Source organism: Martinezella calliandrae (assembly GCF_030272695.1).
Lineage (GTDB): Bacteria > Pseudomonadota > Alphaproteobacteria > Rhizobiales > Rhizobiaceae > Rhizobium > Rhizobium calliandrae.
Genome location: NZ_JARFYN010000015.1, coordinates 37,903 through 50,227, shown reverse-complemented (window position 1 = coordinate 50,227; position 12,325 = coordinate 37,903). Strand labels below are relative to the sequence as shown.

Here is a 12,325-nt window from a genome sequence, read left to right as displayed (position 1 = left end):
ACGTGGCGGCGGCTCGCGCGCAATGCCGATGCCGGCTGACGATCCACTCGGGTAAGTGCCTGCTTGTTCGCACTAAACAGTCGTATAAGCTACAAAGGCGGACCGATCGGGTAGTCTGCAAAAGGGGATTGATCGGCCGATTGCGGGAAGGGCATGGCATATGGGTGTTATTGGGGCTGGCAGGCTGTCAATCGGAACGCTGCTTATATTTCTATTCACATTTGCCGTACCGGTTGCGGCTCTGGCGCAAAGCGCTGCGCCACCATCGGCCGTTGCGGCGCCACCGCCGCAAAAGGTCCGGGAACTCATCCTGTTAATGAACGAACCTGACGTCAAGCAATGGCTTCAGTCGCAGGCAACCCCCCCAGCCGTTTTCGCCGGCAATCCCGGCACGAACGGCGGGGGCCAAATGTCGGAGTTGTCGGACACGCTTGGCCACACCCGACGCCATTTGGAGACCGTGTCGGGCGCCGCGATGACATTGCCCTCCGAGGTAATGACAGCATCTCAGAAACTTGAACACGAGGGAGAGGCAGCAGGCAGGCTGCGCATCGGCATACAAGCGTTGGTGCTGTTTTTCTTTGGCCTCGTGGCTGAATTGGTTGTCGCGCGCCTGATCAATATCAAACACATGCAGCATACCGAGAGGGTGGCCGGCGTCGAGACGGAACTTCAAGCTGCTCGGTTCCAGTTCATGGGCGGCGTCGTGCCCGCTATCGTTCACGGCGTGGCAACGCTGGTTCCGCTTCTTGTCTTCGACTGGCCGCCGATCATCGAAAGTTTTGCGATCGCCTGCGTCATCGCGCTCGTCTCCATAAGGTTGGCGACCTCACTCGGCAGACTGCTGTTGGAGCTGATTGCAATGCGTCAGGCGAACGACATTCTCGATGAGGACGGCGGCGCTGCCCGCATCGCCGAGCGGCGGCTTGTGGCGAAATATTGGTATCAGCGCAGCACCCTGTTTGTCATTTACTTCGCCTGCGGCTGGGCAGTGACGCAAGCCATGATACCGCTTGGCTTTTCAGACGGCGCCAGCGATCTCATCGGCTATACGCTTGGCATCGGCCTGTTCCTGATCGCCGTAGGGGCTGTCTGGTCGCGCCCTGTCCATCCCGGCGCGCATGGCAGAAAGGTTGTCTCCTGGCTGCTCACGATCTATTTCGCCGCGCTCTGGTGTCTGTGGGTGACTGGCTTCAACGCTCTGCTCTGGCTCGGCATTTATGCTATTCTGCTGCCGCGTGCCCTCTCGGTATCATCGCGGGCTGTAGAGGCGCTGCATGATTCGGCAGGCGGTGCTCTCGGCGCCGGCAACGTCGCCAGGGTGCTGCTGGACCGCGGCGTACGTGCGATCATCATCGCGCTAGCTGCCCTTTGGCTGGGCCGGATGCTCGGCGTCGAGGCGGCAATGATGATGAGGCCCCCTGAATCCATGATTGACCGTGTCGCCCGCGGCATTCTCGGTGGCATCGTCATTCTGCTGGCCGCCGATCTGCTCTGGCATCTTTCCAAGACCTACATCAACGCCAAACTGTCGGCGTCCGTGCCGCTCGACAGCGACAGCGAGGAGTTGAAGTCCCAGCGTGCCCGGCTGCACACCCTGTTGCCGATCTTCCGCAATATCCTTGCCGTCGTCATCGGCATCATCGCCATCATGATGGTGCTGTCGGGCCTCGGCATCGAGATCGGGCCGCTGATCGCCGGCGCTGGCGTAGTGGGCGTGGCCGTCGGTTTCGGCGCGCAGACCATTGTCAAGGACGTCATGAGCGGCATCTTCTATCTCTGGGACGATGCTTTCCGCATCGGCGAATATATCGAAAGCGGCAATCATAAGGGCGTGGTGGAATCCTTCAGCTTGCGTTCGGTGAAACTGCGCCATCAGCGCGGTCCGCTCGCAACCGTGCCCTTCGGCTCGCTTGGTGCGGTCAACAACATGAACCGCGACTGGGCGATCGACAAAATCATCTTGAAGGTCACCTACGACACCGACCTGGTGAAGACCAAGCGGATCATCAAGGAGATCGGTCAACGGCTGCTCGACGATCCGGAATTGGCGCCAAACATCATCCAGACGCTGAAGATGAAGGGTGTCGAGCAGTTCAGCGATTTTGCGATCGAAATCAGGCTGGCGATCACCACCAAGCCCGGTGAACTCTCCGTCATCCGGCGCAGCGCCTTGGCGATGGTCAAGCAGGCTTTCGATGAAAACGACATCCATTTTGCTGTCCCGACTGTGCAGGTCGCAAGCGACAAGGACGCCGCCGCCGCGGCAGCCCGCCAGGTGGTCGAGATGCGGGTGGCGAGCGTCGAAGGTGTTGAACAAGCGGGGTAGCGGCCATACATCACCCGGGTACGAGTGCGGCCCAGCCTAGTGCGGTTCGTTCCGCGCGCAATTTCTGCTGCATCCATCTCATTTGGAGGGTTATGTTATGGACTATCGCTATCTCGGCGGATCGGGCTTTCGCGTGCCGGTCCTCAGCTTCGGTACCGGCACCTTTGGCGGCAAAGGCGAGTTTTTCGGCGCCTGGGGCGCCACCGACGTCAGTGAGGCAAGCCGCCTGATCGACATATGCCTCGATGGCGGTCTCAACTTCTTCGATAGCGCCGACGTCTATTCCGGTGGCGTTGCCGAGCAGGTATTGGGCGAGGCCATCAAGGGTCGTCGCGACAAGTTGTTGATCTCCACCAAGGCAACCTTCCGCTTCGGCGATGGGCCCAATGATGTCGGCTCCTCGCGCTTCCACTTGGTCAAGTCGGTGGAAGCTTCACTGAAGCGGCTGCAGACCGACTATATCGATCTCTTCCAGCTGCATGCTTTCGACGCCATGACGCCGGTCGAAGAAACGCTGTCGGCGCTCGACGATCTCGTACGGACTGGCAAGATCCGTTATGTCGGCTGCTCGAATTTCTCTGGATGGCATTTGATGAAGTCGCTGGCGGCGGCCGATCGTCACAATCTGCCGCGCTACGTCGCGCATCAGGCCTATTATTCACTTGTCGGCCGCGATTACGAATGGGAGCTGATGCCTCTTGCCGTCGACCAGAAGGTCGGCACCGTCGTATGGAGTCCGCTTGGCTGGGGCCGTCTGACCGGCAAGATCCGCCGAGGCCAGCCATTGCCGGAAGTTAGCCGCCTGCATAAAACGGGGGACCTCGGTCCGCAGGTGGATGATGAGTATCTCTATACCGTGGTCGATGCGCTCGACGGGGTTTCTAAGGAAACAGGCAAGACCATTCCGCAGGTGGCATTGAACTGGTTGCTGCAGCGGCCGACGGTATCGAGCGTCATCGTAGGTGCCCGCGACGAAGGTCAGCTGCGCGACAATCTCGGCGCCGTCGGCTGGAACCTGACCGCGGAACAGGTCGCCCGCCTCGACGCCGCCAGCGCTCAGACGCCCGCCTATCCCTATTGGCATCAGCGCGGCTTCAGTGAACGCAATCCCTTTCCCGCCGGCTAAGGATTTTTATGATGAGGTCGGCGCGAGGGAAGCGCCGGCCTCAGAAGGTTTCTTTGTAGGGACGCAGATCGATCTCTTGCGTCCAGGCGGAGGGATGCTGGCGGTGGATATGCCAGTAGGTCTCGGCGATGGCATCGATATTAAGTAGAGTGTCTGCCTGCACATCCGGCCGCCTCGACCGCAATCTTTCGCCGTCGATGCCGCCATCGATGATGGTGTGCGCGACATGCAGGCCGACCGGGCCGAATTCCCGCGCCATGCTCTGGCTAACCATCCTTAGGCCTGCCTTGGCGGCGGCGAACTGCGCAAAACCGGCCTTGCCGCGCAGGCTCGCCGAAGCGCCGGTAAAGATCACCGTGCCGCGCCCGAAGGGCACGAGATGTTTGGCCGCCTCTCGCCCGACGAGGAAACCGCCGAAGCAGCAGATGCGCCAGAATTCCTCGAATTCGGCGGCGGTGACGCCACGAAAGCCGATGTGACGGTTGATACCGGCATTGAAGACGATGAAGTCGGGCGGATCGATCTCGTCCTGCGGCGCAAAAGCATGCTCGAAGAGCCGCTTCACGGCGGCCTCGTCGGTGGCATCGGTTTCAATGGCTTCAGCACTGCCGCCGGAGGCGTTGATGGCGTCGGCGACCTTGGCGATCTTTTCCAGCGTCCGGCTGGCGATAAAGACGTGGTAGCCTTTGTCGGCCAACAGCCGGCAGAGTGCTGCGCCAAGGCCTTGTTGTGCTCCCACTCCAACGATGATGGCGCTTGGCACACTCATTCCGCAGCCTCCCTCGCATTCAATGTCGGGTAGTCCGTATAGCCCTCTGTGCCGCCGCCGTAAAAGGTCGGGCGATGATAGGGGTTGAGGCTTGCGCCGCGGCGAATGCGCTCCGGCAGGTCCGGATTGGCGATGAACAGGCGGCCGAAGGCGATGGCGTCGGCATGGCCGGCGGCGAGGGCGGCCTCGGCGGTCTCGGGCTTGAAATTGCCGGCGGCGATCAAAGTTCCGGACCAGGCGGGGCGGAAGAGCTCGGCTGCCGACGGCACGTTCTTGTGATCGACTTCCGCCTGGCCCGCGCCGCTGGCGCGCGGCTCTATCAGGTGCAAATAGGCAAGGTGAAGCCGGTCGAGCTCGCGGATGACATGGCCGTAGAGGCGCAGCGGATCGTCCTCGCCGCTATCGTTCGCGATGCCGAAGGGAGAGAGGCGGACGCCGACGCGATTCGACCCCCAGACGGCAGACACGGCTTCGACCACTTCGAGCAACAGGCGCGTCCGGTTCTCGATCGATCCGCCGTATTGGTCGGTGCGTCGGTTCGAACGGGTCTGCAGGAATTGTTCGATCAGATAGCCGTTGGCGCCGTGGATTTCGACGCCGTCGAAGCCGGCCTCCTTCGCATTGGCAGCAGCCTGTCCGTAGACTTCGATCAGCAGGGGCATCAGATCGGTATCGATCGCCTGCGGCGTCTCGAAGGGGGCGCGCTCGAACAACGCCGTGAAAGCATGCCCGGCAGCTGCGATAGCCGAGGGGGCGAAGGGCGGGGCGCCGCCGGGCTGAAGCGAGGAATGAGAAATGCGGCCGACATGCCAGAGCTGGAGGAAGATCCGTCCGCGCTTGGCATGAACCGCGTCGGTGACCGCTTTCCAGCCGGTGATCTGCTCTGGCGTATGGATGCCCGGTGTTGCCGGCATGCCCTGTCCGGCCTGCGAAATCTGCGAGCCTTCGGAAATGATCAGCCCGCCAATCGACGCGCGCTGTGCATAATACTCGACATTCATCGCGGAAGGCACATTGCCTGGCTGGCTTGCCCGCATGCGCGTCAACGGCGCCATAACGACACGATGCGCCAGCTCGTAAGAACCGACGGCCAGCGGCGAAAACAAAGTAGCTGTCATGAAATTCTCCTGCCTGGAGCGAATTTTGCTCCCTGGGCGGAAGGGCCGGTCAGCGGCGGTTCGGTCTAGGGAGTATTAATATGACGTGCATCATTTATTCCAACAATCGGACGCGCGCAACGAAATCCCGCGCAACCGACATGCGAATGATGAGGATTTCCGCGCTGAGCTGGCCGGAGCAGCATGGCACGGATTTCTCGCAGCGCGGGTCGGGCATGCTGCGCCTCCCGTGTCGCTACGCCGCAATCCCGCGAAGGAAAGTCAGTATTGTATCGTTGAATTGCGCTGGCCGCTGCAGCGGCGCGAAATGGCTGACGCCCGGTAGTAGAACAAGTTCAGCGCCGGAGATGCTGCGGGTGAGATAGTCCGCATGATCGCGCTTGATGAACTCGTCATGCTCGCTGTGTACGATCGCGACCGGCGCCTTGATCTCGGCGAGATCGGCGGCGGTATAGTTCGGCTCCGTCCTCTGCATCAGGCCCACCGCCTGAACGAAGCCATCGAACTGATCCGGGGTGGCCGACAGGGCAGCGTAGTCCTTCACGTGCCGGGAAAAGCAGCGGTCGATGATCGGCGTTGGCACGAATTCTTTCGTACCGCTGGGGTCCATGTTGCAGGCGAAATAGAATACGCCGCCAACGCGCTGCGGATTGGTCCTGGCCAGGATCAAGCCCGTGCATGCGCCGTCGCTCCACCCCACGACGGCAGCATTTTCGATGTGCAGCCTGTCCATCACCGCCAACACGTCTGATGCCATCAACTCATATTTGTAAGGCCGCGAATCGCGCGTGCTGCGCCCATGGCCACGGCTATCGATGACGAGCGCGCGGTAGCCGGCATCGACCAAGGCCGGTACCTGATATCCCCAATTGCCACTGTTTCCGAGACCGCCATGCAGCAGGACGACAGGCATGCCAGAGCCATAGGCGGCATACCAGATACGTGCACCCTCATGTTCGACATGACCCTGGGTATCTGTTTCCGGTAGCGGTGCTGCGCCGTCCGCCGCAAATTTTTCGAGATTGTCGTCCTGAAATTCCATGCTGCTCCCCCTCCAAGTTTCGCCCTTATAGCGCATCGTCCCCCGGACTCGAAGGCCGATGCTGCGCTAGAAGAACGAGCGAAGGGCAAACTCGCCCCCGATGATGAGTGATAGCAGGAACCATCGGCGAAATGTTGCGGGACTAACCTTCCGCCGGACCGCTTGACCCAGCCACATTCCGAGCAGCGCCGGCGCTACAGCGAGAGAGGACATCGATTGTCGAGCTGAAAGGCACCGCGCGACGCCAATCCGATCGCAAGGACGCTGGTTGAAACCGTGAAGGAAAGCCCGAGAGCCTGGATCAGATCGTCCTTGGCCAATCCAAGCGCCTGAAGATAGGGAACGGCAGGAATGACAAGAAAACCGGTGCCGCCGGTGATGGCGCCGGTCATCAGGCCGACGAGGACCGATAGCCAGGCTTCCGCTCTCTTCGGCACGGACAATTGCCGGGCAAACAGGGTGTAGCCGGCGTAGATTATCAAGGCGGCGCCCAGCGCCATCGTTGTCCACTGCGTATTGTCGCCCGCCAGAATCGAAGAGGTGGCGATCGTGCTGATCAAGATGCCGAGCAACATGGGCCACGGCCTTCCGGCGAGCGAAGCGATACGCGGCCCGGCAAACAATTGCCAGACATTAGATATGAAGGACGCACGATCAGTAAGGCGGCGGCAGCGACCAGAGGCATGATCGCACCAAGCAGCCCCATGGCGACCGTCGGCAAGCTCATACCGGTGATACCTTTAACGATGCCGGCGAGGAAGAACGTTAACGTGAGGGCGAGAATCAACCAGGCAGATAGATCGGACATGCACTGATTTGTGGCAATTCTGTCCCTGCCTCGCCATGCGGATACTAGCGGTCCGAGGATAATGAAGATGGGAACTGTGTCGACCCTATAGCCACCTAAGGCGCCCTCTCCTGGCAAGCGCGCGAATGGAATCAAGTCGGCCTTCATTTCGAGCAGCGCGGGCCATTCTTCACCAGAGGAAGTCGTAGACGCAACAAAATGGTTGCGTTAAATCTAAGTGGAGTACAAACGAGCAACCAGGAGGTTGCCCATGAATTCCGATCGAATTGAAAAGAAGATCGTCCTTAAAGCAGATCAGGAACGAGTGTGGCGTGGCATCAGCGATTCGGCGTCCTTTGGCGCATGGTTCGGCGTCGAGATCGACGGCGGAAAGGAAGCAATTGGGCGGATTGCTCCGACAAAGGTTGATCCGGAGGTTGCCCGGCTCCAGGAGCCGTATGTGGGATTTCCCTGGCGTGTGATGGTAGAGCGGATCGTGCCTATGACGCTGTTCTCGTTCCGCTGGCATCCGGGTGCTGTTGATCCCAACTCGGACTATTCCAGCGAGCCCATGACGCTCGTGACATTCGAGCTTGCGCAGGTCGATGGTGGCACCCTGCTCACCATTACCGAGTCGGGTTTCGAACAGCTTCCGCTTGATCGGCGGACGGCGGCCAGGGATGGCAACGACGCTGGCTGGGCACATCAGACCAAGCTGATTGAGAAGTATCTTGCTCTTGACGAGCAATCCTGAGGCGCCACCATGCTGAACCACGGCGACAGCGCCGATAACTTGCCGGGCGCCGCGCAGCTTTTCTCTGCTTTGGGTGATCCGGTCCGATTGGCAATAGTCGCCCGACTATGCAAAGATGGGCCGCTTCCCACCATTGAGCTGAAGCAATGTGCCGAAGGTGTCTCCCGTCAGGGCGTCACCAAGCACCTGCATGTGCTCGAAGATGTCGGCCTCGTGGACAGTGATCGAATAGGGCGGGACCGGCAGTGGCGACTGCGAGCCCAGCAGCTTGCAATCGTGCGTACCTACCTCGACTGGATTTCGGCGCAATGGGACCAGCGGTTGGAACGATTGACGGAGTTTGTAGAAAACGACGCCTGAGGCAGGCGGGCCTAAGATATTGGGCAGCCGGAAGGGGACGAAGTCCGGAGGCAGGAACCCCTGGTGGATAGTGTAACGTGGGATGGCGGACAGGGAGGGATTCGAACCCTCGGTACGCTTTCACGTACACACGCGTTCCAGGCGTGCGCCTTAAACCACTCGGCCACCTGTCCTTTGGCGTTTCGCAACCGGTCAGGAGGCAAATCGTCGGAACGGCCGCGATATATACCGATGAATTTCTCAGGATCAACCCGAATCTGACAGATTTTTGACTTCCGGACAGAAAACTCTGGGCCTCTCCTCCATTGCGCTCGTCTGGCTCTCAACCTATCTAAAAGGATGGATGGGCAAAATGCGATTGGCCGGTAGTCTATGGCCGATAGGTAATGAGAATTCGGAGAGATCGATGCGTTTCTTGTTGCGTTTTGCCAGCCTAGTTGCGCTCGTCGTCGCGGTGATCGCTGGCACCATCGATTCCATCCAGTCGGTTGCGGCCTCTGCCATAGTGGTGACCCCGATGGAGGATGCCTGGAACGATGTCAGCCCGTCATCGCTTGCGACCGTCCAGTCGCTGATATCCTATTATATCCATCCGCGTCTCTATGATCTGGCCATGCAGTGGGTGCTGTTTCAGCCGGCCTTCGCAGTGTTCCTGGTAATCTCGCTGCTTCTGTGGATGATTGCCTATAAAAAGCCGCCGGTTGCTGGTCGTTTCAGCGTCTGAGACCACCGACAAACGTGAGAATTCAGTCAACCAGGCGCTGGAGACGGAGAGGAAACTTGCTTGACCACGATCTCGGCACATTCGGCATAAGAGCGGAGCGCCGGCATATAGCTGCTGGCCTAACATATATTCCCGCGACACCATTTCACCGCCTCGGAATTCATGTCGGAGCGCCCGTGAACGCCTCGTGCCGGTGTGATGGTCGACAGCACAATCGCGTCCAGTCGCACGGCGATATCGATATCGTTCCGGCGGGATTGGACGGCGAGTGGGAGGACGATGGCGACTGCTCGATCCTGAGGCTCTGGATAAGCCCCGCGATCGTGCGCTGTGCCGCGGAGGATCTGGAGATCGATCCGGACAGCGTTGCCGTCATTCCCAAGTTCCAGCATCGTGATCCAGGTATCGAGCACATAGCCCTGGCGTTGGAGACGCAGATGAGCATGGATGGACCCTCCGATCGCCTGTTCGTCGAAAGTCTTGGAAAGGCGCTGGCGGTGCGGCTCATCACCGGGCCTTTCAACCCGCCGACCGTCGCGGCCAGGCAAAGGCTTTCATCGCGCCAAAGCCGCAGGCTGGTCGAATTCATCGAATCCCATCTCCATCAGGATTTGTCGCTGGCTCAATTGGCTGACGTTGCGTCCATCAGCGTATCGCACCTTAAAGTGCTGTTTCGCCGCTCATTCGGCATTCCGGTTCATCAATATGTGATCCGTTGCAGGCTGGAGCGCGCCAGAAGCCTGCTTGTTTTGGGAGAATTGCCGATCAGCCAGATTGCTTTGGCCGCCGGTTTCGCCCATCAGAGCCACATGGCGCAGGTGATGAAGCGTATCCTCGGTGTGACACCGGCCAGTATCGCCAGGATGAGACAATAGCCTCTCTAGGCTTCTCTGCAGGCGCGTGAGCATCCATTTACTGCCCGTTTTTGTTCTTCATCATCCGATCCTGTGCGACAGATCCTCTGAAAGCAGCATGATCTACATCCGCGATGAAACGTTCGAGGATGTAAGAGATGTTTGTAGTTTTGGGTGCGACCGGAAAGATCGGGCGGGCGACGATTGCCAAGCTCCGCGGCCAAGGTGCGCCGGTACGAGCCGTCGTTCGACGGCCAGATGGTGCCGATGATCTCAGCGCTATGGGTTGCGATATCGCCGTCGCCGACATTCAGAACGGTGCCGCTCTTTCTGAAAGTATGAGGGGCGCGACAGCCGTACAGATCATCTGCCCCATGAGTGTTCGGGCGGACCATGCTGCCGCCGAGATGAAAAACAGCATAGGAACAATCGTCGATGCACTCGACCGGAATAGGCCAAGCTCCATTCTGGCAATTTCCGACTATGGCGCACACCTCGCGTCCGACACGGGCATCACGCTGACTTTCCATCATCTGGAATCTGAACTGAAAAAGCTTCCCGCCGCTCTGACCTTCTTGCGCTCAGCCGAGCATATGGAGAACTGGAGCCGGCAGATTGGACGCGCGGTCGAAACCGGCATGCTGCCGAGCCTGCATCATCCGACAACCAAGCTATTTCCCACCGTATCGGCTCCCGACGTCGGCGTCATCGCGGGCGAATTGCTCTTGTCCGATACTCAAGCTCCGCTCCGCATCATTCATGTGGAGGGGCCAAATCGCTACAGCGTCGAGGACGTCGCGCGGACGGCTGGAGCGCTCGCCAGCCGAAAAATCGCCACCAGCGAAATGCCTCGCCCGGACTGGATACCCGCGCTGGTTCGGGGCGGGTTGAGCGCAAGCTACGCCGAATTGGTCGCCGCGCTGTATGACGCCCACAATGCCGGACGGATAGACCTGGAGCCAGGCGTCGGAGAGGTAAGGAGAGGCCGAACCGGGCTGCGCGAGGTTCTGGCTTCGATGACGAAAACGTCTTGACGCTAGAGACAGGGATCTCGACGTGACGAGCTAAAATCAGGCAATCCGGTGCGTATCGAACAATCGATATAAGATAGGTCACGAGCGTATCGGGGCAACCGGTCGCGAGCTCATCCCAATCCCCTACAGTACCGGCTATCATCTCATGGTTGACTAATAAAATTGCAGCTTGAGGACGAAAATGGCCAAAAATCAGCTCTCTTGGGCAGGCTTTTGGCAATTCCCACAAATCTTTACCAACTGAAAAATTTCTCGTGAATTTTTCGTGCAGCCATGCAAGGATGCGCCAGCTCGGCCTCGGGGGAGGTCGGCGGTTCCGCAGACATGTCCGGTCAACGGGCTTGCGGGAGGACCCAACAAGATAGCAACAACAGGGCTGCACCTCATGAAAAAATCCCTTTTGACCCTTTTCGCCTTGGCTGCCATGTCGGCAACGGCGCTCGCGGCCGATATCAAGCCTGCGATCGTTTATGGCACCGGCGGCAAGTTCGACAAGTCCTTCAACGAGGCTGCCTATAATGGCGCCGAGAAGTTCAAGAAGGAAACCGGCATTGCCTATCGCGACTTCGAGCCGACGGGCGACACCCAGGGTGAACAGGCGCTCCGCAACTTCGCCAGCAAGGGTTTTAATCCAGTTATCGCCGTCTCCTTCGCTTGGACGTCTGCTCTTCAGAAGGTTGCAGCCGAATATCCGAAGACCCAGTTCGTTCTGATCGACGACAGCCTGGATCTGCCAAACGTCCGCTCCGTTAAGTTCAAGGAAAACGAAGGCTCCTATCTGGCCGGCGTCATGGCTGCGCTGGCCTCCAAGAGCGGCAAGGTTGGTTTCGTCGGCGGCATGGACATTCCGCTGATCCGCAAGTTCGAATGCGGCTATGAACAGGGCGCACGCGCCACCAATCCGAAGATCGAAGTCTTCCAGAACATGACCGGCACGACTGGTGCCGCGTGGAACGACCCGGTTCGCGGCGGCGAGCTCGCCAAGAACCAGATCGACCAGGGCGCTGACGTCGTCTACGCGGCTGCCGGCGCCACCGGGCTCGGCGTGCTGCAGACGGCTGCCGACAATAAGAAGCTGTCGATCGGCGTTGACTCCAACCAGAACTACCTGCATCCGGGTTCGGTTCTGACCTCGGTCGTCAAGCGCGTCGATCTCGCCGTTTATAACGCCTTTACCGACGCCAAGAACGGCAAGTTCACGGCTGGCACGCAGGAACTCGGCCTCAAGGAAGAGGGCGTCGGCGCTGCCATGGACGAAAACAACAAGCCGCTCGTCACGCCGGAAATGAAGGCTGCCGTCGACAAGGCGACCGCCGGCATCATCGCCGGCACGATCAAGGTCCACGACTACACGACCGACAACGCCTGCCCGAAGAGCTGATATGAAATAAGGGCGTATGATGTACGTAAAACGTCATACGCCCTTTT

At 59.7% G+C, this 12,325-nt stretch carries 12 protein-coding genes, 1 tRNA gene and 1 pseudogene; 8 read left to right on the top strand and 6 right to left on the bottom strand.

Going from position 1 to position 12,325, the window contains the following annotated elements; genetic code table 11:
- The first annotated feature begins 160 nt into the window (after positions 1 to 160).
- On the top strand, positions 161 to 2,329 hold the full coding sequence (locus tag PY650_RS13735) for a mechanosensitive ion channel family protein (protein WP_285879844.1): 2,169 nt from the start codon (positions 161 to 163) through the stop codon (positions 2,327 to 2,329).
- A gap of 97 nt (positions 2,330 to 2,426) precedes the next feature.
- Complete coding sequence (locus tag PY650_RS13730) at positions 2,427 to 3,455, top strand: aldo/keto reductase (RefSeq protein WP_285879843.1); 1,029 nt, start codon at positions 2,427 to 2,429, stop codon at positions 3,453 to 3,455.
- Between the two features lie 40 nt (positions 3,456 to 3,495).
- Here the strand turns inward: PY650_RS13730 and PY650_RS13725 are convergent, their stop codons facing one another.
- The 5 genes and pseudogenes from PY650_RS13725 to PY650_RS13705 form a co-directional block, all read right to left on the bottom strand.
- Positions 3,496 to 4,224 (bottom strand): SDR family NAD(P)-dependent oxidoreductase, encoded by a 729-nt coding sequence (locus PY650_RS13725; RefSeq protein ID WP_285879842.1) that lies wholly within the window; start codon positions 4,222 to 4,224, stop codon positions 3,496 to 3,498.
- A complete protein-coding gene (locus PY650_RS13720; protein WP_285879841.1) occupies positions 4,221 to 5,342 on the bottom strand; it encodes an alkene reductase in 1,122 nt (373 codons plus the stop codon). Before PY650_RS13720 ends, PY650_RS13725 begins: the two co-directional genes overlap by 4 nt.
- A gap of 94 nt (positions 5,343 to 5,436) precedes the next feature.
- On the bottom strand, positions 5,437 to 5,559 hold the full coding sequence (locus PY650_RS13715) for a hypothetical protein (protein WP_285879840.1): 123 nt from the start codon (positions 5,557 to 5,559) through the stop codon (positions 5,437 to 5,439).
- A gap of 18 nt (positions 5,560 to 5,577) precedes the next feature.
- Entirely contained in the window at positions 5,578 to 6,384 is an 807-nt protein-coding gene (locus PY650_RS13710; protein ID WP_285879839.1) for an alpha/beta fold hydrolase, read from the bottom strand.
- Between the two features lie 66 nt (positions 6,385 to 6,450).
- A pseudogene (locus PY650_RS13705) lies at positions 6,451 to 7,192 on the bottom strand (sulfite exporter TauE/SafE family protein).
- Positions 7,193 to 7,442: 250 nt separating this feature from the next.
- Here PY650_RS13705 and PY650_RS13700 point away from each other — a divergent pair.
- Together PY650_RS13700 and PY650_RS13695 are read left to right on the top strand one after the other, a co-directional pair.
- A complete protein-coding gene (locus PY650_RS13700) occupies positions 7,443 to 7,925 on the top strand; it encodes an SRPBCC family protein (protein WP_285879838.1) in 483 nt (160 codons plus the stop codon).
- A gap of 9 nt (positions 7,926 to 7,934) precedes the next feature.
- Positions 7,935 to 8,285 carry an ArsR/SmtB family transcription factor gene (locus tag PY650_RS13695; protein WP_285879837.1) on the top strand — a complete coding sequence of 117 codons (351 nt, stop codon included), beginning with the start codon at positions 7,935 to 7,937 and terminating at the stop codon, positions 8,283 to 8,285.
- Between the two features lie 83 nt (positions 8,286 to 8,368).
- Here the strand turns inward: PY650_RS13695 and PY650_RS13690 are convergent.
- A tRNA-Ser gene (locus PY650_RS13690) sits at positions 8,369 to 8,458 on the bottom strand.
- A 233-nt stretch (positions 8,459 to 8,691) separates the two neighbouring features.
- Between PY650_RS13690 and PY650_RS13685 the strand changes: the two genes are divergently transcribed.
- The 4 genes from PY650_RS13685 to PY650_RS13670 all read left to right on the top strand — a co-directional run bounded on the left by PY650_RS13685 (position 8,692) and on the right by PY650_RS13670 (position 12,278).
- Positions 8,692 to 9,009, top strand: coding sequence for a hypothetical protein (locus tag PY650_RS13685; RefSeq protein ID WP_285879835.1), 318 nt, complete (start codon positions 8,692 to 8,694; stop codon positions 9,007 to 9,009).
- A gap of 56 nt (positions 9,010 to 9,065) precedes the next feature.
- Positions 9,066 to 9,884, top strand: a complete 819-nt coding sequence (locus tag PY650_RS13680) for a helix-turn-helix transcriptional regulator (protein WP_285879834.1) — start codon at positions 9,066 to 9,068, stop codon at positions 9,882 to 9,884.
- A 137-nt stretch (positions 9,885 to 10,021) separates the two neighbouring features.
- Positions 10,022 to 10,897, top strand: a complete 876-nt coding sequence (locus tag PY650_RS13675) for an NAD(P)H-binding protein (protein WP_285879832.1) — start codon at positions 10,022 to 10,024, stop codon at positions 10,895 to 10,897.
- 385 nt (positions 10,898 to 11,282) lie between these two features.
- Positions 11,283 to 12,278, top strand: coding sequence for a BMP family lipoprotein (locus PY650_RS13670; protein WP_285879830.1), 996 nt, complete (start codon positions 11,283 to 11,285; stop codon positions 12,276 to 12,278).
- Positions 12,279 to 12,325: the final 47 nt, after the last annotated feature.